Origin of the sequence: Enterococcus sp. 6D12_DIV0197 (genome assembly GCF_002174385.1) — a bacterium.
Taxonomy (GTDB): Bacteria; Bacillota; Bacilli; order Lactobacillales; family Enterococcaceae; genus Enterococcus_D; species Enterococcus_D casseliflavus.
This window is the reverse complement of record NZ_NIBN01000001.1, coordinates 2,516,749-2,533,704: the sequence shown is the minus strand read 5'-3', so window position 1 is coordinate 2,533,704 and position 16,956 is coordinate 2,516,749. Positions and strand designations below refer to the sequence as shown.

Here is a 16,956-nt window from a genome sequence, read left to right as displayed (position 1 = left end):
AATGTCATGGTTGGTTTAGCCAATCGTCACTAGTTTCTTTCCTTGAACTTTATTATAGTCAGATTAACAAGAAATTTGGAAGGAGTTTTTCATCATGATTATCGAAATTGATAAATTAGTAAAACGCTATGGTGATTTTGTGGCATTGAACCATTTTGATCTGCAAGTTCAAGAAGGAGAAGTTTTAGGATTATTGGGACCAAACGGGAGCGGAAAATCCACCGCCATCAACTGTATGCTCTCTTTGTTAAATTATGACAAAGGGACCATTAAACTGTTTGGATCAATCATGACGCCGGAAAATTATGCCGTCAAGGCAATGATTGGCGTCGTTCCTCAAGATGTTGCCGTCTTTGAAGAACTTAGTGTGCAAGAAAATATCGATTACTTTTGCGGTTTATATGTTGCTGACAAACAGAAACGCCAAGCCTTGATCGAAGAAGTGATTCAATTAGTGGGATTGGAAAATTTTGTGACGTTTCACCCAGGCGAGCTCAGCGGTGGGTTGAAGCGACGATTGAATATCGCCTGCGGGATCGCTCATAAGCCGCGCTTGATCTTTTTAGATGAACCCACGGTAGCGGTCGATCCTCAAAGTCGGAACAAAATTTTAGAAAGTATCAAAGAACTGAATCGTCAAGGAGCGACGATTGTTTATACGACCCATTACATGGAAGAGGTGGAGATTCTTTGTGACCAGATCGTGATTATGGATCAAGGACAGGTGATTGCTAAAGGAACCAAAGAATCTCTAAAAGATATGGTACGGACAGCGGATCGTTTGACCATCGATATCCCCTTACTGCCTGAGCCTGTATTGACAACGATTCAGCAAACCATTGCTTCTGATGGGATCGCCTATAAAAACGGTCAGCTTGAAGTAACAACGACGGAGCTGAATACAGTTTTATTACCGATTCTGACGCTCTTACAAGCAGAGCATATTACTTATGGAAAAATCGCAACCAAAGAAGCCACCTTGAATGATGTCTTTTTAGAGATCACGGGCAAGGAATTGAGAGATTAAAGGAGGGAATCACAATGTTTTGGCATTTTTATAAATACCGCACAAAAGTATTGCTGCGAAATAAATCCATGCTGTTTTGGACGTTGGCGTTTCCTATCCTCTTAGGTCTAATGTTTATGGCTGCCTTCGGGGAGATCGATCAAGCGGCCAATCTAGAAACGATCACAACGGGGATCGTAAAGACTGGAGATCAAACAGCGCTTTCGGAAAATTTTTCCACCGTCCTTGAACAAGTAAAAATCAATGAAAAACCATTATTTGAACTCGAGGAATTACAAGAGGCAGAGGCAGCTGAGAAGCTGACTGCCGGTGATTTAGCTGGGTATTATCTGATTGATGATGAAACCATTTCTCTGCATGTGGGCCAAGCGGGCATGAGCCAGTCGTTGATGAAAAATGTAATGGATCAATTTTTACAACGCACAGCAATCATTGCTAGTAAAGCGGCAGAACTTGAGAGCCTTGATCTGGCACCAATTCTATCGGCTTTTGAGCAGGAAGCGACTTTTCAAGAAGTGAATGCTGATCGTGACATGAGTTTCAAAAGTTTCTATTTCTTTACGTTGATCGGGATGGCGATCCTCTACGGGACGATGTGGGGTGTCCGCAATGTCCAGGATCAGCAAGCCAATCAATCCGCGAATGGTATTCGACTTTCCTTGATACCAAGGAAACGGACATTGGTTTCAAGTGCGAATTTAGCGGCAAGTTTTACGATTGTGTTAGTCGAAATCTATCTTATCTTAGCCGTCTTTCGTTTTGTCTATCAAGTAGACTTCGGACAACGTTGGCAGTGGTTACTGCTGGTTGCCGCATTAGGATCATTGTGTGCGATTTTGCTAGGGACATTGATTGGGAATCTGACACCAAAAATGAATTTGGTGCAAAAGGATGGTATTTTGGTCTCCGTTACAATGGCAATGAGCTTTTTTGCCGGGATGATGGGCTCGGAACAAATCAAGTATTGGCTTGATCTGCATGTGCCACTGTTGGGGCAAGTGAATCTCGTCAATTTGATCAGTGAAAGCCTGTATCAATTGTACTACTATACAGATTTGACTAGCTTTTATACCAATCTTCTATGGCTGACTGGCTTTATCGTCCTATTTGCCATCGGGAATGCTTGGATCGAAAGAGGGGTGCGCTATGACGCTTTATAAAACGATTTGGACTTTGCTTAAAGCAAATAAGTCGAACTTACTGATTGGGGTATTGATCACTGTTGTTGTCACATTCTTTTATGCACAAAGCATCGATGTCGAAAACACCTCTTTGCAAGAGGCAAAAATTGCTTTGATCAGTGAGGAGGAGTCGCCTGTCGTGGATGGTCTCCGAGCCTATTTAAAAGAAAAGCAAACCTTGGTCACGTTGGATGGCACCTCGCAAAAAGAAATTGATGATGCGCTTTATTTTAATCGTGTAAACATAGTCTTGCATGTGCCAGCAGATTTCACTCATCAAGTTGAGGCAGGCAAGATGCCGACGATCGAGATTCAAAGTCGACCCGATGCCTTTTCTAAAACAGTCGTCACTCAGCAAGTGAACACTTTTTTACAAACAGTCCTTTTGTTTCAGGAGGAAGGCAAAACCGTCGCAGCGGCAATAGAACAAGCGCAATCTGCATTGGCGGTCACAGGGGATGTGAAGCTGAGTGCAGAGTATGGGCAGCGAATGAAAAAACTGTTGACTGGCATGACCTTTAACTTATTGTCTTATGGGCTCTTTCTCTCGGTATTTAGCGGGTTTGGTGTGATCAACTTGGCATTCAATCGCAAAGAAATCAGCAAGCGAAACCAGAGTGCACCACTTCCGAAGCGTGTATTGCAGCGGAAAATCCTTCTAAGTTTGATCAGCTACTCGCTACTCTTGACCTTCGGCTTTCTACTACTGATGGTGTTATTAGTGATTCGCACGTCTTGGGATACAGCAGCCTGGTACCACATTTTGAATACGTTCTTGTTTTTGTTGCCAGTTATCAGCTTTTCAGCTTGTGTCACTTCCCTGGTGAAAAACTCAGAAGCAATCGGTGGGATCAGCAATATCTTCATAACAGGAAGTTGTTTTGTCGGTGGCGTCTTTGTATCCGCGAATTTCCTGCCAGATATCGTCAATAAAATTGCAGCGTTTACGCCAACCTATTGGTTTGTACAAAACAATACATTGATCAGTGAAACCCTCACTTATAATCAAGCGTTCACAGAATCCTTTTGGTTCAATGGCTTCGTACTAGTTGCTTTTTCTGCCGTGTTTTCAATGTTCCAATTTATTTTGGGAAGAGAAGGAAGCCGTCGTTGGCAATACCACTCGGCGAAAAATTGATGATCGAACGTATAGAAAAACGATACAAATCAGCAGCGATTTGTATCGTTTTTTTATGGGCACCAGAATAATTGTGAAGCCGTGGTAAAGGTAATATCAAAGGGGCGTTGCCCCATTTCCTCGCCATCTTCTTGTCCATGTTGAGGAACGGTGGAGATGATTCTCAGCTTCGAAGTGGAAAGATGGTGAAAGTAACGTGAATTCATGTGTTTCTTTCGCATCAGTAAGCCGATCAGCCAAAAAATCTTAAAAAGCGACACACGTTCGACAAGAACGAAATCAAACTTTTTCTCTTTGACTGAAGCAGTTGGGGCAATCGCCACACCGCCGCCAAAGTAAGGATGATTGGTCGTGGTACATAAAAAAGCTTTTTTGTAACTGAACTGCTGCCCATTGCACTCAACTAAGATCGGGAAGCCTTTTTGGCGAAACAAAACCCGAATAATTGCAGCGATATAGGAAAAGGAGCCAAGATTAAACTTATTTAGATTGCTTTTTGCCACAGAGTGATTGGTGGTATAGACGATTGCCGCATCAAGACCAATCCCGACATTGTTAAGGGCAATGCCATTTTCTTCTTGGATCTGCTCCTCATAACGGATAATGGTCAATTCTTGAGGTTTAGTAGTACCAGCAATTTTCCAAAATGCTTTTTCTGGTTCCCGCGGCAACTCAATACTCCGAGCAAAATCATTTCCTGAACCAGCAGGGATATAGGCAACGGGGATTTGCTGTTGTTCAAGTTGTAACTCTGATACTACTTGGTGCAACGTTCCATCACCGCCGATAACCACCAATAATGGATAAAGCATCTCGCCGTTTTCTAAATAGACCTCATCCCAAGGAATGAGGCGTTCTTTTAAGAGTTTTCGTGTGATCGTTCGTTCATCACCTGGAGACTTTGTTACATAGACTTGATGGGGGAAACGATGTTTTTTTACAATTTTTTGCACACGTTCCACCGCTTTTTTTCCTCGTCCACTGCCTGAGGCAGGGTTCACGAGGAAGTGATAATAATAGTTCATTTTATGAATAGCTCCATATCGTTTTTTCGTTCAATGCGATTAATTATAGCATGTTTCGACAGAAGGAGGGGGGACGATGCCTGAAAAAAAGAGCAAAAAAATAGATTCGACGATTGTGCTTTCTAGGTTCTCAAAGGTTCTTATGTCCACTTTGATCCTCAGGTAACGATGCCCATCGCCGAATCCTATTCAATTAGTAAGGAGTAACTCAAATTCCCACATCCTTTGTCTTTTATTCTAAGTTGACAACAATTCTTTTCTTGCAGAACCTGCTTCGTCTGCTTTACTGGGAATCCTTGCTCCTTACACTTACAGTATAGCAGGTTTTCCTATTTTAGCAATCGCTTACAATGTTTACTTTGTGCTTTTTAAAGAATTTTAAACTTTCTAAATGAAAGGTAAAGAAAAAAAGCAAAATCGATGGACAAACGATTTTGCTTTTAAAGTTTACGGCTCGAGGAGCCACGAAAGATTATTTTTTGGGATTTTTCACGAAAGTTAAAAGTAAAATTGGAATCACCAAAAATATAATCGCATTATTGATTATCAGCACATCTGAATTATTAAAATTTAATGGATTATTTTGCCAAGTTTGAATCATAAATCCCAGTAAATTATGAGTGTGAGCAATATAAAACAGAGCAGAAGTGCCTATCACATTTAAAATAATCGCGATAATGCTTAAGATTCGTACCAGTTTGATTAGTACTTTTTTCATCGCATTTCTCCTTTAATTATGGTTGCATTTCTGGTAAATTACCGAAAGCTTCTGTTAGTTTTACAGAGTCCTCCAAAATATCCATATAGATATCGTGATAGGCCCAGCCGTCACCTAAATCAGCAGCTTCAATTGCTTCTGTAGTCGTTTGTAATTCTCTCATCAAATCAGTATAATTGCGCATGATAGAGGTGTAGGCTGTTAAGTCATACGTGTCAGGATTCGCAATATAACCCTCCACTTCTGCAATCATTTCAGCGTACGTATCGGATAATTTTTCAAGTTGTACTTCTAGATCGTCAGCAGACACTTGATTCGCTTCGCTGTCAGTTTCTTCTTCAGAACTTTCACTGATGTCGGCATCAGAATCATCAGTTTCGTCTGAATCATCTATCTCTTCATCATCTTCAGATGGCGCCGTCGTGGTTTCTGTTGTTTGTTGTGAGGATTCGACAGTATCACTTTCCGCGTCTTCACTCGAGCAGCCAGCCATAAATAAGGCTGTTACCAACACAAATCCAAATAGAGTCTTTTTCATTTGTTTATCCCCTTTGTTCAAAGAAAACTATAATTTCTTTTTGTAATTTTCGATGAATTAGTATTTTTGTATTGTAAAAAAAGAACGGTTACCATTCTTTCCTAATACTCTATCTATTTTACATTTAAGCACTTCTTAAATAAAGAAATATTCCGTTTTTTAATCATTGTTTAACAATGAATACGTGATAATTTTATTAAATTTGAATAAATTTTAGCTTTCATCGATGGAGGGACTTTCAAGGTAGCTGATTTTTGTTGTTTTGTAGTATTAAAACAATCATAATATATCTAACTATTTTTTTATTAATATTTCTTCCGTTTTACTTGTTAAAAAAATGCGATAGGAGTAAATTAAAGGTGTAAAAACTTATTTTAGGAGGAATTAGGATGTGTACTGCGCTAACGTATGTAACGAAGGATCATTATTTTGGCAGAAATTTTGATTACGATGTTTCTTATAAAGAAGTGGTGACCATTACTCCGAGAAATTACCAATTGAAATTTCGCAAAGTAAGTGAAATAGATCACCATTATGCGATGATCGGAATTGCTGCTGGAGTCGCTGAATACCCACTCTATTATGATGCGGTCAACGAAAAAGGCTTAGGTATCGCTGGTTTGAATTTTCCTGAAAATGCTGTATACAATGAGTTTCAAGAGGGGAAAGAAAACGTCACGCCTTTTGAATTCATCCCATGGTTACTAGGACAATGCGCTACCGTGGAAGAGGCAAAAGCCCTGTTGGCGAAGGTTAATCTGGTAAAGATCAATTTTAGTGAAGAACTACCATTATCGCCATTGCATTGGATGATTGCTGATAAAAAGAGCGCCATCGTTGTTGAGAGTATGAGTGATGGTCTTCATATTCATGAAAATCCGGTCGGGGTCTTAACGAATAATCCGCCATTTGACTACCAGTTATTCAATTTGAATAACTACCGTGTGTTATCATCGAAAACACCAGAAACGCATTTTTCTGACAAGCTGGATTTTGATGAGTACAGTCGTGGAATGGGGGGCTTAGGTCTGCCAGGAGATCTTTCTTCGATGTCTCGTTTTGTCAAAGCGGCATTTACCCGATTGAATTCCGTTTCTGGAGAATCTGAATCCGAAAGCATTAGTCAGTTTTTCCATATTCTAGGTTCTGTCGAACAGCAAAAAGGACTATGTGATATTGGAAATGAAAACTATGAATACACGATTTATACTTCTTGCTGCAATACAGACAAAGGGATCTATTACTATCGTACGTATGAAAATAGTCAAATCGTTGCAGTCGATATGAATAAAGAAGATTTGGAAGGCAATGTACCGATCGCTTATCCATTAGTTGAAGACCAACAAGTATTTTTCAGTAACTGATCCATTTTTAAAACCCCATCTCAATTCCGTTTTGAGATGGGGTTCTTTTTCTGCTTTGTTTCAAACCGAATCGCTCTGACTCGGTGTTGCCTTCGTTTGTGCAGTGCGTTTATTGGGAAATGGGAAAAAGCGATTCACCAGTATGGCGATCGTCATGCCTATGAAGCTGTCAATAATCCGGTTAAAGGCATACAAGTATGATTCAGTTTGAGGAATCATAAATAAAATCGTCAATAGTGTGGCACAGGCGCCAACTGTTCCCTCGGAGTAATCAAATTTGACCAATAAAGCGATCATCAACATGATCACTAAAGGGATCGCAATGATTTGTATAACGGACGAATGTCCGAAAAAGTTAAATATCGCAATACAAAACACGGAAGCGATTGCGCCAAAGCTGTTGCCGGCAATCCGATGTTTCCCGTATTTGACAGTGTTTTCATGGTCTTCTCGTAATGTGAAAACAGCTGTGATCGTCGATACAACATACGTTTCACGATTCAAAAGAAAACTAATCAAAATACATAGAAATACACTAATGCCAGTTTTTACATTTCTTAAGCCAAAGGTCAATCCAAATAATTTCAATCATGCCATCCTCTCAAAACAATTTCAACGAAATAGATTATACCATATCGCAAGCACTCATATTTTAGATTTTCAGAAAAATGAACAACGATTCTTTCATCGTGCGTTGAGAGGTAAATTCTACCAGTAGTCGAAAAGCTAGTTTTATCCTATGCACTTATCAACTTTGAGTATTGAAAGGAATACAATAAGTAAACCTAACTTAAAATGAATTGATTTTCGCATTCCTCGTTTAAAGCTCCTTTCCATTTCCATGAGTGATCCTTCTTTTGATTTTTCAGTCCTGTTATCATTTATATAAGTTGTTTTGATAAAAAACTACTTATTGTTTATAAAAAGTTTGTTTTTTAGATATTATATTGAGATAATCAAAAATAAGGAGGGGATAAAATGAAAAAAGTTTCTGTATTACTTGTTTTCTTACTTGGTTTTGTTGTTTTTCCAGTGACAGTTTTCGCTGCTTCTTCACCGAGCGTGAGCTATCAAACGAATGTCCAGTCTCAAGGATGGCAATCATGGAAAACAAACGCTCAGACGTCAGGGACTACAGGAAAAGGGAAGCGACTTGAAGCAATCAAAATAAAAATTACAAACGAAAAATATAAAGGAAGTATTGAATATAAAACATCCATTCAGAAACAAGGATGGGAAAAATCTTTTAGAAAAAATGGTGCGCTATCTGGTACAAGCGGTAAGGGGCAACGTTTGGAAGCGATCCAAATCAAACTTACCGGTGAGATCGCTAAGTATTATGATGTCTATTATCGAGTCAATGCACAACAATTTGGCTGGATGGGCTGGGCAAAAAACGGGCAGTCCTCAGGAACTTCTGGCTTTGGCTTTCAATTGGAAGCAATTCAGATTAAGCTGGTAAAAAAAGGTGGGAAAGCACCTGGAACGACGAATAATGGCTTTCGAGATGGACGAAAAAAATATGTAGATAAACGGGGCAAAGGATTGATCAAAGGGTCAAAACAAAAGATTTATCACCTGCCGGGCAGTCAATACTATAAGAAAACGACCAGTCCGATTCGTATGTTCAAGACAGAGGTGGAAGCTTGCAAAGCGGGCTTTCGACCAACTAAATAGAGAAGGACTCAGTCAATGTGTACACAATCGGGCACTTGAAACTGGTTCGATCACTATAAACAATTCCTTCCCCTCAGCGGGAAAGGAGTTTTTTATTCCATAGTATTTTTTGCTAGATATGAGGATTCACAAAGTAAGTTTACTGGCTGCCCGCTTTATAGGCTGATCCTTTTTTTAGCGAGGTTTCAGCACAAAGCTACCATCTTCATCGTTCATTCCTTCAATAAATGTAAAAATAATATTTTTACCATCTCTTTCAAGGAAGAAGTAGGACATCTCAGTTTCATATTCTGGATCTTGCATCACTAGCTGATTGTCTTCGAGGGTATAGTTGTAGGTATACTCGAATTCTTCCCAGACTACCCCATCAAAAGCTACTCCAAGCTCTTCCAGTTCATCATCATCTTCTGATTGTAGCGAGCTATTATCGGTACCAATAGTAAGATTCGTTTCACTAAATGTGGCTGTCATCACTGCATACTCACCATCATCATCATCTATCTCAATAAGCCAGTCATTTTTTTGTAAGTCTTCTTTTGTGATATTTTCATTACCATTACCATTTCCACAACCAACAGCTATGACCATCAGAAGGAGAGTTATTAAGTTTATCGCTATTTTTTTCATTATCACACCTTTTCTTCCTTTTATTTTTGTTTATATGAGTATATCGTAACATATTTATTGCGTGCCTCGTTAAAGTAAAAAAATATGATTATCCATCACGTGATTTGCGACATCGATTACAAGTGCTTCTCTCCCTTCTTTTTTTAGTTTTCTATCTGAAAGATCAGCATGACTAGCTTGTTTAAGTAGAATAAAGAAGCACTGAATGAATGGCAATCGGTGAGAAACTTGACTTAGAAAAAGCTTTTAAGGTGATTTAGAAAAGGATTTGGCTGGTTTAACATTGATATATGGCTATTAATGTGTATAATAAGTACTTGTGCGAAGCGCACCGCGGTTCATCAACCATCCCGCGTAATCAAAACTCGGAGAAAGTAGGGATCAAATGGAAAAATCAACAAATCTAACCAATCAACGTTTGCGTGTCGTCGCAGCCAATGGGATCATTATGGCACTTTATGTTGCTGTAACGGTTCTGGTCGCACCAGTCGCCTCAGGAGCGATTCAATTCAGAATATCTGAAGGGTTGAATCACTTAGTCGTTTTCAACAGAAAATTGATGTGGGGTGTCGTCGGTGGGGTCGTTGTGTATAACTTGTTCTTTGGAATGGGGATCTTGGATGTCGTATTCGGCGGTTTCGGAAGCTTTTTAGCCTTAGGAGCAACTGCCTTGGTACATAAGAAGATTCCAAATGTTTTCTTAAGACTCGCATTTAATACAATTGTTTTTTCATTAAGCATGTTCCTGATTGCGATTATGCTAAACATCACCTTAGCATTACCTTTCTGGCCAACCTTTGCAACAACGGCATTGAGTGAATTTATCGTGATGACGATCACTGCACCTGTGATGTATATCATCAATCGTGCCGTTCGTTTCGATAAGCGCGTTTAAAAAAAGCTTGTTTTTTGCTTTGATGGTTCTCAAAAAACAAGAAAAAAGATCATTCCTAAGAAATGAAGGAATGATCTTTTATTTTATTCTGCTTTTAAGTCTTCGATCTCCACAACTTTGAAGTTTTTCGCTTCTAGTTGCGCAACGATCTTGTCGCATAATTCTTTTGATGTGTTTGCTGGTAAAGTGATCATCGTACGACGAATAAATTCGTCTTTACCGATGTCGAGAGTGATACAGCTAGCGATACTGCTGTATTTTGCGATTATTTTTGAGATAACCGCTAAGTCGCCTTGTTGACCTGTTGATGCGATCGTCAACACATAGCTTCCTTGTTCGACGCTCCATGATTGTGACAACATATTCAATAAGGAACTATGAGTCAAGATGCCGTAAAATTGATTGTTTTCATCTAGTACCGCAATATAAGGCAATTCTTTGATTGTAAAGAAAACCTTAAAAAATGAAGAGTTGACATAAATGAACTTCGTCGCATTTTTTAGCAGATAGGTGACGGGTAAAGTCATGTCACCGCCATTTGCTTTATGGCGATAGATGTGCATCTTATAAATATTTCCTCTAAAAATCTTTCCTGATTCATCTAGGATAGGCACACAACGATAACCAGACTCTTCTAAAATTGCCAGCGCTTCTTCTAAGGTAGCTGTTTCCTTTACCGTTGTTAAATCGCGTTTTTTGTAAACCATTGTTTTTAATAACATAATTTTCCCTCCCAAATACCCATTTAACACCATTATCATACCACAAAATTAGAAGAAACTATATTTTTACGACGGAAAATCAAAAATTGACACATTCTTAAATAAATGGTATTTTTAGTGTTGGAAAACTTTATAAAAAGGGGGAGGACACTAAGATGGCAACAAAAAAAGCTGCTTTGGCTTGTTCTGTCTGCGGATCCCGCAACTATTCAAAATCAGTCAGTGAAGGTAAAAAAGGCGAACGCCTTGAAATCAACAAATTTTGCAAGTATTGTAATCAATATACGTTGCATCGTGAAACGAAGTAAGGAGGGAATCAAATGAAATTTTTGAAAAATGTTGTTGAAGAAATGAAAAACGTTTCTTGGCCATCAAAAAAGCAATTACGTAAAGATACCTTTGTGGTGATTCAAACAACCATTATTTTTGCATTGATGTTCTTTGTGATGGACACACTGATTCAAACAGTCTTCAATTGGATCCTAAAGTAAGACTTCTTACTGATAGCGCTAGTCATTTATCGCAAATCATGCTATAATCGCTTTGAGGAAAAACTTCGGTGCAGCTGAGGTTTTTTTATTTTACAAAAAGATGGGGAGTCCGAAAAAAATGGAATCTTTTGAAAAAAATTGGTATGTACTGCATACGTATTCTGGCTATGAAAACAAAGTAAAAGCGAACCTAGAGTCACGTGCACAAAGCATGGGTATGGGTGATTATATTTTCCGTGTCGTCGTTCCCGAAGAAGTAGAAACAGAAGAAAAAAACGGCAAAACCAAAGAAATCGTTCATAAAACATTTCCTGGCTATGTATTAGTTGAAATGGTCATGACGGATGAATCTTGGTACGTTGTACGTAATACTCCTGGGGTAACAGGTTTCGTTGGTTCCCATGGTGCAGGAAGCAAGCCAGCGCCTTTATTACAAGAAGAAATCAATTCAATTTTACGTTCGATCGGTATGAGCACTCGGACGGTTGAACTGGAAGTAGAAATTGGCGAAACCGTCAAAATCATCGAAGGTGCGTTTTCTGGTCTAGAAGGACAAGTAGCAGAAATCGATGAAGAAAAACAAAAACTAAAAGTGAACATCGATATGTTCGGTCGTGAAACGAGTACAGAACTTGATTTTGAGCAAGTAGATAAGATTTAACTACTGGATTCACTAGCAAGAATGACTCTTTTACGGTAAAATAACAGTAATGAGAATAAAGTGGACCAATTCGTTGGCCCACTTTTTTTCTCAAAATCAGTAAGCGCTTTATAAGAGGAAGGGGTCCTATGTCAAAACTAGTCACTTTTTTTAGAGTAAAGTTTCACAATGATTTTCATCCCCATGGTAAAGGGATGATCTCTGTACATAATGGATATAGCTTGTTATTTCTTTTCAATTTGCTGCTATTTTTCTTTGCTATGTTGTTTTTTGATCCAATGGTGGCAATCGAAGAGCTCAAGTTGATTTTGTTTTCGGAAAGTCATTTAGTCACCGATTATATTGCCATGACCTCGGTAGGGACGGCTTTGTTAAATAGCAGTCTGATGACCTTTGTAGCGATCTCGATTTGCTATCACTATCGGGTACCGATCACGGGCGGTGCAGTCTCTGCGATCTTCATGGTGACTGGCTATGGTTTTTTTGGAAAAAATCTCCTGAATTTTATCCCAATATTTTTAGGCGTTCGACTGTATTCGTATTTTATGAACGAACCATTGAAAAAATTTCTGTTGATCGCCCTCTATGGGTCATCGGTTTCCCCAATCGTCAGCTATTTTGCTTTCAATGATTCCTTACCACCATACTTTAGTCTAGTGATGGGGTATGGCATTGGGATCTTCACCGGTTTTTTGATGGTTCCTATGGCCTTATACTTTCAAGCGCTGTTTCAAAGCGTCAGTCTATACAGTGCGGGATTTACTTCAGGGATGCTATGTACACTGGTCGCTGCCATCTGCCGAATGTTTGGCTTGACAATCGAGCTAAGAACATTAGTATCTCAAGAGCAGCAACCTCGATTGATTTTTATGATGCTGGTTTTAGGAGGGGTATTCGTCGGCTATGGCTTGTTGATGGCGATCAAGAAAAAACGATTGAATATGCGAGCGATTTGGTCGCATAGTGGCAAAATCGAGCGAGATATTTTAAGGGATACTGGCGTTTATAACACGATGATCAATATGGGGTTAATGACATTCTTGTTAGTGGCTTACGTTGTCAGTATTGGTGCGGTTTTAAATGGACCAGTTATCGGTGCGATCTTTTGTGTCATCGGCTTTTCTGCTTGTGGCTCTCATGTGTTTAACTCGCTGCCTTTATTGGCAGGGGTGACGATCGCCAATCTATTGAGCGTATACACCATCAACGAGACGGTTACAGTCACGTCAGCGATTTTTGCGATGATGCTCTGTGCAGTAACAAATGCCTATGGCTGGAAAGGCGGCTTGGTGGTCGGTTTTGTCCACGCCTCAATGGTACTGAATATTGATTTCTTACATGGAGGTTTGAATCTGTATAACAATGGTTTTTCTGGCGGGCTCGTCGCCATGATGATCATTCCCTTATTGGATCTCAGCAAACAGCTCTGGCAAAAATCAGCCGATCAGGCGCAAGCTACCAATGATGAAAAACCACAAATGGACTTGAAAGCACAAGAAAGCGAGCAGCCATTGGTCCCATTGGATCAAACAGAAGGAAAACCTAAATTTTCCGAGCCTGTGAAGGTATTAAAACCCGTTGCCCAAAAGAAACACTATAGGGTAGGCGAGTGGGAGTAGAAAAACCGCCAATGTCATTTGTTACTTGTTTAACAAGTAGGGAGTGCTTGCCTTTTCGTCGTTGGAAATAATGGGAAAATGAAAACCAACCAAGAACAAGCAAAGATTGGTTGTTCTTGGTTGGTTTTTATTCGTGTTCGTTTCTAAAAAAATCAACGATTGGCTTCTAAGATTTCTGCCTGCAAGCGTTGGGCAGTCGGTGTCATGGCTAGACCGCCTTCAGCCGTTTCCTTGAAAATGCTAGGCATTTGGCGACCGACTTGATACATCGCTAAGACCACTTCATCAGGTGGGATAACACTTTCGATTCCTGCCAGTGCCATGTCGGCAGAGATAAAGGCTTGGGAAGATCCTAGGGCATTGCGCTTCACGCATGGGACTTCGACTAAGCCCGCGACAGGGTCACAAATCAAGCCCATCATATTTTTGAGGGTGATCGCCACCGCTTGAGCCGCTTGGTGAGGGGTGCCACCTTTTGCACAAACCAAAGCTGCCGCTGCCATTGCGCTAGCAGAACCGATCTCCGCTTGACAACCGCCTTCGGCTCCAGAAATCGAGGCATTGTTGGCAATCACTAGACCAAAGGCGCCGGCTGTAAACAAAAAGTCGACTTGTTGCGCTCGAGTCAGTGCCAAACGTTCACGTACGGCCATCAAGACACCAGAAACAACACCCGCACTACCGGCGGTCGGTGTTGCACAGATCAAGCCCATTTTCGCATTGACTTCGTTGACTGCAATGGCATTTTGGACCGCTTGTAGAATGGTTTCTCCGCTTAAAAAATCACCGGCAGCAAGGTAGTCGTTCATGCGTGTCGCATCGCCGCCGGTCAATCCCGTCACCGATTTTACACCAGCGACACCTTCAGCGACTGATTGTTCCATAACAACTAAATTCTTTTCCATGATTGCAAGGATCTGTTCGCGACTACGGCCAGTATTTTCAGCTTCGATCGCAATCATCATCTCTGCAACGGAAGGATAATTTTTACTCTCTGTTACTAATTCTTCTATTGTATAGAACATATGCCTTTTCTCCTTTAATCAAAATACGCAGCGCTGTAAACATGTGGCAAAACTTTGATTTGTTGGGCCAGCTGATCATTGCGCTGATCGACTTCGATGATCATGATTGCTTTATCACCGACAGCTTCTCTTGTTACGGTCATCGTACCGATATTGATTTGAGCCTCTGATAGTAAATTGGTTACTTTTGCAATCATTCCTGGAACATCTTGATGAACGATCACATAAGTTGGCGTACCCAGCGTCAGAGAAATTTTGAAGCCGTTAAGCTCTGAGATTTGAATATTACCACCACCGATCGAGATACCAGTGACAGAAAGTTTGTGGCTACCTTTTGTCAAAATCATCTTGACCATATTTGGATGTTCCGCTTTTTCTTTTTTAGGAACGAATAGGACTTCGATCCCTTTCTCATAAGCGATTTTTAAAGAGTCTGCTAGGCGAGCATCATCTGGCTCCATGCCTAAAAGACCGCCAACTAACGCAATATCGGTTCCATGACCGCGATAGGTTTTGGCAAACGATTCATACAAAAGGATATCAACACTGTCTGGCTGTTCACCAAAAATACTGCGAACGATTTTTCCGATCCGAGCCGCACCGGCTGTATGAGAACTGCTGGGACCCACCATGATGGGACCGATTATATCAAATACACTGCGGTATTTTAATTGTTCCATTTTTTTCACCTCGATAGTAGTAAACGAATAGGGAAGAATTCCAGTAGTAGTGTAGCATAAAAAAATGAGAGAATGAAAAAAGCAGACCAAAAGCAAGGGATTTTTATTTATTTTTTTATCAAAGGAATGACGAAAAGCGATGGTGAGTATTTTTTCAAAAAAATCAGCTGAAAAACCTTGAATTATTCCTTAAAGATGCTATAATATTCCAGTGTGCTTTCGTCACACGTTTTTTGTGTGTGCACATGAATCACCAAAGTGGGAGGAGAAATTTGGATCTCCAATTAACCACATCACGGACTCAAGGAGGTATGTCTCGTGGCAAAAAAAGTAGAAAAAATCGTTAAATTGCAAATTCCTGCAGGTAAAGCAACACCAGCTCCACCGGTAGGTCCTGCGCTAGGTCAAGCGGGTATCAACATCATGGGATTCACTAAAGAATTCAATGCTCGTACAGCTGATCAAGCAGGTTTGATCATTCCAGTAGTGATCTCTGTATACGAAGACCGCTCATTTACTTTCGTTACAAAAACACCACCAGCAGCAGTATTGTTGAAAAAAGCAGCAAACGTTGAAAAAGGTTCAGGCGAACCAAACAAAACAAAAGTTGCAAAAGTTTCACGCGATCAAGTAAAAGAAATCGCTGAATTGAAAATGGAAGACCTAAACGCAGCTGACGTTGAAGCAGCAATGCGCATGGTTGAAGGAACTGCACGAAGCATGGGGATCACTGTAGAATAATTACAGCCCTAAGGAAGTAGCTTCTCAGTCGGCTTCATATTGAAAAATATGGGACACGTGGGAGGTTCTACCGTTATAACCACATCAAGGAGGAAACAAAATGGCTAAAAAAAGCAAAAAAATGCAAGAAGCATTGAAAAAAGTTGATGCTACAAAAGCTTATTCAGTTGAAGAAGCAGTAGCTTTGGCAAAAGAAACAAATATTGCAAAATTCGACGCAACGGTTGAAGTTGCTTACAAATTAAACGTAGACCCTAAAAAAGCGGATCAACAAATCCGTGGCGCGGTTGTATTACCAAACGGTACTGGTAAAACACAAACAGTTTTAGTTTTTGCTAAAGGCGATAAAGCCAAAGAAGCAGAAGCAGCTGGTGCTGATTTCGTTGGTGACGACGATATGGTTCAAAAAATCCAAGGTGGCTGGTTCGATTTTGACGTTGTTGTTGCAACGCCTGACATGATGGCTACTGTTGGTAAATTAGGTCGTGTGTTAGGCCCTAAAGGTTTGATGCCTAACCCTAAAACTGGTACAGTAACAATGGACGTAACAAAAGCAGTTAACGAAGTAAAAGCTGGTAAAGTTACTTACCGTGTTGACAAAGCTGGGAACATCCACGTACCAATCGGAAAAGTTTCTTTTGAAGATGACAAATTGATTGAAAACTTCAAAACGATCCATGAAACATTGTTGAAAGCTAAACCTTCAGCAGCAAAAGGTCAATACATGAAAAATATCTCAGTTACAACAACATTTGGGCCTGGGATCCATGTAGAACAAGCTTCTTTCTAATTTAATACAAAAATTCAAAACTTTTATTGACTTGACT

Annotated in this window: 20 protein-coding genes; 12 read left to right on the top strand and 8 right to left on the bottom strand. The window is 40.0% G+C overall.

Annotated features, from left to right (window positions below; translation table 11 throughout):
- Positions 1-94 precede the first annotated feature (94 nt).
- The 3 genes from A5867_RS11785 to A5867_RS11775 are packed head-to-tail and all read left to right on the top strand — an operon-like array spanning position 95 to position 3,346.
- Positions 95-1,027: an ABC transporter ATP-binding protein gene (locus tag A5867_RS11785; protein WP_015509966.1), complete on the top strand. Its 933-nt coding sequence runs from the start codon at positions 95-97 to the stop codon at positions 1,025-1,027.
- Between the two features lie 14 nt (positions 1,028-1,041).
- Entirely contained in the window at positions 1,042-2,187 is a 1,146-nt protein-coding gene (locus A5867_RS11780) for an ABC transporter permease (RefSeq protein WP_087627675.1), read from the top strand.
- Complete coding sequence (locus A5867_RS11775; RefSeq protein ID WP_087627674.1) at positions 2,174-3,346, top strand: ABC transporter permease; 1,173 nt, start codon at positions 2,174-2,176, stop codon at positions 3,344-3,346. Before A5867_RS11780 ends, A5867_RS11775 begins: the two co-directional genes overlap by 14 nt.
- Before the next feature lie 53 nt (positions 3,347-3,399).
- Here A5867_RS11775 and A5867_RS11765 read toward each other — a convergent pair whose 3' ends face one another.
- The 3 genes from A5867_RS11765 to A5867_RS11755 all read right to left on the bottom strand — a co-directional run bounded on the left by A5867_RS11765 (position 3,400) and on the right by A5867_RS11755 (position 5,627).
- Entirely contained in the window at positions 3,400-4,371 is a 972-nt protein-coding gene (locus A5867_RS11765) for a diacylglycerol kinase family protein (protein ID WP_015509963.1), read from the bottom strand.
- Between the two features lie 472 nt (positions 4,372-4,843).
- The gene (locus tag A5867_RS11760; protein WP_074932921.1) at positions 4,844-5,089 is read right to left on the bottom strand and encodes a spermidine/putrescine ABC transporter permease; all 246 of its coding nucleotides are present in this window, start codon (positions 5,087-5,089) and stop codon (positions 4,844-4,846) included.
- Positions 5,090-5,105: 16 nt separating this feature from the next.
- Positions 5,106-5,627, bottom strand: coding sequence for a hypothetical protein (locus A5867_RS11755; protein ID WP_087627673.1), 522 nt, complete (start codon positions 5,625-5,627; stop codon positions 5,106-5,108).
- 389 nt (positions 5,628-6,016) lie between these two features.
- On the opposite strand from A5867_RS11755, the gene bsh reads away from it, so the two are divergent.
- A complete protein-coding gene (bsh, locus tag A5867_RS11750) occupies positions 6,017-6,991 on the top strand; it encodes a choloylglycine hydrolase (protein WP_087627672.1) in 975 nt (324 codons plus the stop codon).
- 60 nt (positions 6,992-7,051) lie between these two features.
- On the opposite strand, the gene A5867_RS11745 is transcribed toward bsh, so the two are convergent.
- Positions 7,052-7,579: an aromatic acid exporter family protein gene (locus A5867_RS11745; RefSeq protein WP_074535165.1), complete on the bottom strand. Its 528-nt coding sequence runs from the start codon at positions 7,577-7,579 to the stop codon at positions 7,052-7,054.
- 390 nt (positions 7,580-7,969) lie between these two features.
- Between A5867_RS11745 and A5867_RS11740 the strand changes: the two genes are divergently transcribed.
- Complete coding sequence (locus A5867_RS11740; RefSeq protein WP_087627671.1) at positions 7,970-8,668, top strand: Ig domain-containing protein; 699 nt, start codon at positions 7,970-7,972, stop codon at positions 8,666-8,668.
- 174 nt (positions 8,669-8,842) lie between these two features.
- Here the strand turns inward: A5867_RS11740 and A5867_RS11735 are convergent, their stop codons facing one another.
- On the bottom strand, positions 8,843-9,295 hold the full coding sequence (locus tag A5867_RS11735; RefSeq protein ID WP_087628178.1) for a hypothetical protein: 453 nt from the start codon (positions 9,293-9,295) through the stop codon (positions 8,843-8,845).
- Positions 9,296-9,680: 385 nt separating this feature from the next.
- Here A5867_RS11735 and A5867_RS11730 point away from each other — a divergent pair, with 385 nt between their 5' ends.
- The gene (locus tag A5867_RS11730) at positions 9,681-10,190 is read left to right on the top strand and encodes a QueT transporter family protein (RefSeq protein ID WP_005229760.1); all 510 of its coding nucleotides are present in this window, start codon (positions 9,681-9,683) and stop codon (positions 10,188-10,190) included.
- An 83-nt stretch (positions 10,191-10,273) separates the two neighbouring features.
- On the opposite strand, the gene cbpA is transcribed toward A5867_RS11730, so the two are convergent.
- The gene (cbpA, locus tag A5867_RS11725) at positions 10,274-10,912 is read right to left on the bottom strand and encodes a cyclic di-AMP binding protein CbpA (RefSeq protein WP_008379786.1); all 639 of its coding nucleotides are present in this window, start codon (positions 10,910-10,912) and stop codon (positions 10,274-10,276) included.
- 155 nt (positions 10,913-11,067) lie between these two features.
- Between cbpA and rpmG the strand changes: the two genes are divergently transcribed.
- The 4 genes from rpmG to A5867_RS11705 all read left to right on the top strand — a co-directional run bounded on the left by rpmG (position 11,068) and on the right by A5867_RS11705 (position 13,683).
- Positions 11,068-11,220, top strand: a complete 153-nt coding sequence (gene rpmG / locus A5867_RS11720; RefSeq protein WP_005229764.1) for a 50S ribosomal protein L33 — start codon at positions 11,068-11,070, stop codon at positions 11,218-11,220.
- A gap of 12 nt (positions 11,221-11,232) precedes the next feature.
- A complete protein-coding gene (gene secE / locus A5867_RS11715) occupies positions 11,233-11,403 on the top strand; it encodes a preprotein translocase subunit SecE (protein WP_005229766.1) in 171 nt (56 codons plus the stop codon).
- Positions 11,404-11,521: 118 nt separating this feature from the next.
- A complete protein-coding gene (nusG, locus tag A5867_RS11710; RefSeq protein WP_005229769.1) occupies positions 11,522-12,064 on the top strand; it encodes a transcription termination/antitermination protein NusG in 543 nt (180 codons plus the stop codon).
- A gap of 128 nt (positions 12,065-12,192) precedes the next feature.
- Positions 12,193-13,683, top strand: coding sequence for a DUF1576 domain-containing protein (locus A5867_RS11705; RefSeq protein ID WP_087627670.1), 1,491 nt, complete (start codon positions 12,193-12,195; stop codon positions 13,681-13,683).
- Between the two features lie 152 nt (positions 13,684-13,835).
- On the opposite strand, the gene sdaAA is transcribed toward A5867_RS11705, so the two are convergent.
- Together sdaAA and sdaAB are read right to left on the bottom strand one after the other, a co-directional pair.
- Entirely contained in the window at positions 13,836-14,708 is an 873-nt protein-coding gene (gene sdaAA, locus A5867_RS11700; RefSeq protein ID WP_010749448.1) for an L-serine ammonia-lyase, iron-sulfur-dependent, subunit alpha, read from the bottom strand.
- Between the two features lie 14 nt (positions 14,709-14,722).
- Positions 14,723-15,388, bottom strand: a complete 666-nt coding sequence (sdaAB, locus tag A5867_RS11695) for an L-serine ammonia-lyase, iron-sulfur-dependent subunit beta (protein ID WP_005229781.1) — start codon at positions 15,386-15,388, stop codon at positions 14,723-14,725.
- Positions 15,389-15,706: 318 nt separating this feature from the next.
- Here sdaAB and rplK point away from each other — a divergent pair, with 318 nt between their 5' ends.
- Both rplK and rplA read left to right on the top strand, forming a co-directional pair.
- Positions 15,707-16,129, top strand: coding sequence for a 50S ribosomal protein L11 (rplK, locus tag A5867_RS11685; RefSeq protein WP_005229787.1), 423 nt, complete (start codon positions 15,707-15,709; stop codon positions 16,127-16,129).
- A gap of 100 nt (positions 16,130-16,229) precedes the next feature.
- Positions 16,230-16,919 (top strand): 50S ribosomal protein L1, encoded by a 690-nt coding sequence (gene rplA, locus A5867_RS11680; RefSeq protein WP_005229790.1) that lies wholly within the window; start codon positions 16,230-16,232, stop codon positions 16,917-16,919.
- Positions 16,920-16,956 lie beyond the last annotated feature (37 nt).

Bases quoted from the DNA above. Each gene is read 5' to 3' on its own strand.
- sdaAB (WP_005229781.1), bottom strand. From the start codon at position 15,388: ATGGAACAATTAAAATACCGCAGTGTATTTGATATAATCGGTCCCATC.
- cbpA (WP_008379786.1), bottom strand. From the start codon at position 10,912: ATGTTATTAAAAACAATGGTTTACAAAAAACGCGATTTAACAACGGTA.
- A5867_RS11785 (WP_015509966.1), top strand. From the start codon at position 95: ATGATTATCGAAATTGATAAATTAGTAAAACGCTATGGTGATTTTGTG.
- rplA (WP_005229790.1), top strand. From the start codon at position 16,230: ATGGCTAAAAAAAGCAAAAAAATGCAAGAAGCATTGAAAAAAGTTGAT.
- A5867_RS11730 (WP_005229760.1), top strand. From the start codon at position 9,681: ATGGAAAAATCAACAAATCTAACCAATCAACGTTTGCGTGTCGTCGCA.
- sdaAA (WP_010749448.1), bottom strand. From the start codon at position 14,708: ATGTTCTATACAATAGAAGAATTAGTAACAGAGAGTAAAAATTATCCT.
- A5867_RS11740 (WP_087627671.1), top strand. From the start codon at position 7,970: ATGAAAAAAGTTTCTGTATTACTTGTTTTCTTACTTGGTTTTGTTGTT.
- secE (WP_005229766.1), top strand. From the start codon at position 11,233: ATGAAATTTTTGAAAAATGTTGTTGAAGAAATGAAAAACGTTTCTTGG.
- rpmG (WP_005229764.1), top strand. From the start codon at position 11,068: ATGGCAACAAAAAAAGCTGCTTTGGCTTGTTCTGTCTGCGGATCCCGC.
- bsh (WP_087627672.1), top strand. From the start codon at position 6,017: ATGTGTACTGCGCTAACGTATGTAACGAAGGATCATTATTTTGGCAGA.
- A5867_RS11765 (WP_015509963.1), bottom strand. From the start codon at position 4,371: ATGAACTATTATTATCACTTCCTCGTGAACCCTGCCTCAGGCAGTGGA.
- A5867_RS11760 (WP_074932921.1), bottom strand. From the start codon at position 5,089: ATGAAAAAAGTACTAATCAAACTGGTACGAATCTTAAGCATTATCGCG.
- A5867_RS11705 (WP_087627670.1), top strand. From the start codon at position 12,193: ATGTCAAAACTAGTCACTTTTTTTAGAGTAAAGTTTCACAATGATTTT.
- A5867_RS11775 (WP_087627674.1), top strand. From the start codon at position 2,174: ATGACGCTTTATAAAACGATTTGGACTTTGCTTAAAGCAAATAAGTCG.
- A5867_RS11780 (WP_087627675.1), top strand. From the start codon at position 1,042: ATGTTTTGGCATTTTTATAAATACCGCACAAAAGTATTGCTGCGAAAT.
- A5867_RS11755 (WP_087627673.1), bottom strand. From the start codon at position 5,627: ATGAAAAAGACTCTATTTGGATTTGTGTTGGTAACAGCCTTATTTATG.
- A5867_RS11735 (WP_087628178.1), bottom strand. From the start codon at position 9,295: ATGAAAAAAATAGCGATAAACTTAATAACTCTCCTTCTGATGGTCATA.
- nusG (WP_005229769.1), top strand. From the start codon at position 11,522: ATGGAATCTTTTGAAAAAAATTGGTATGTACTGCATACGTATTCTGGC.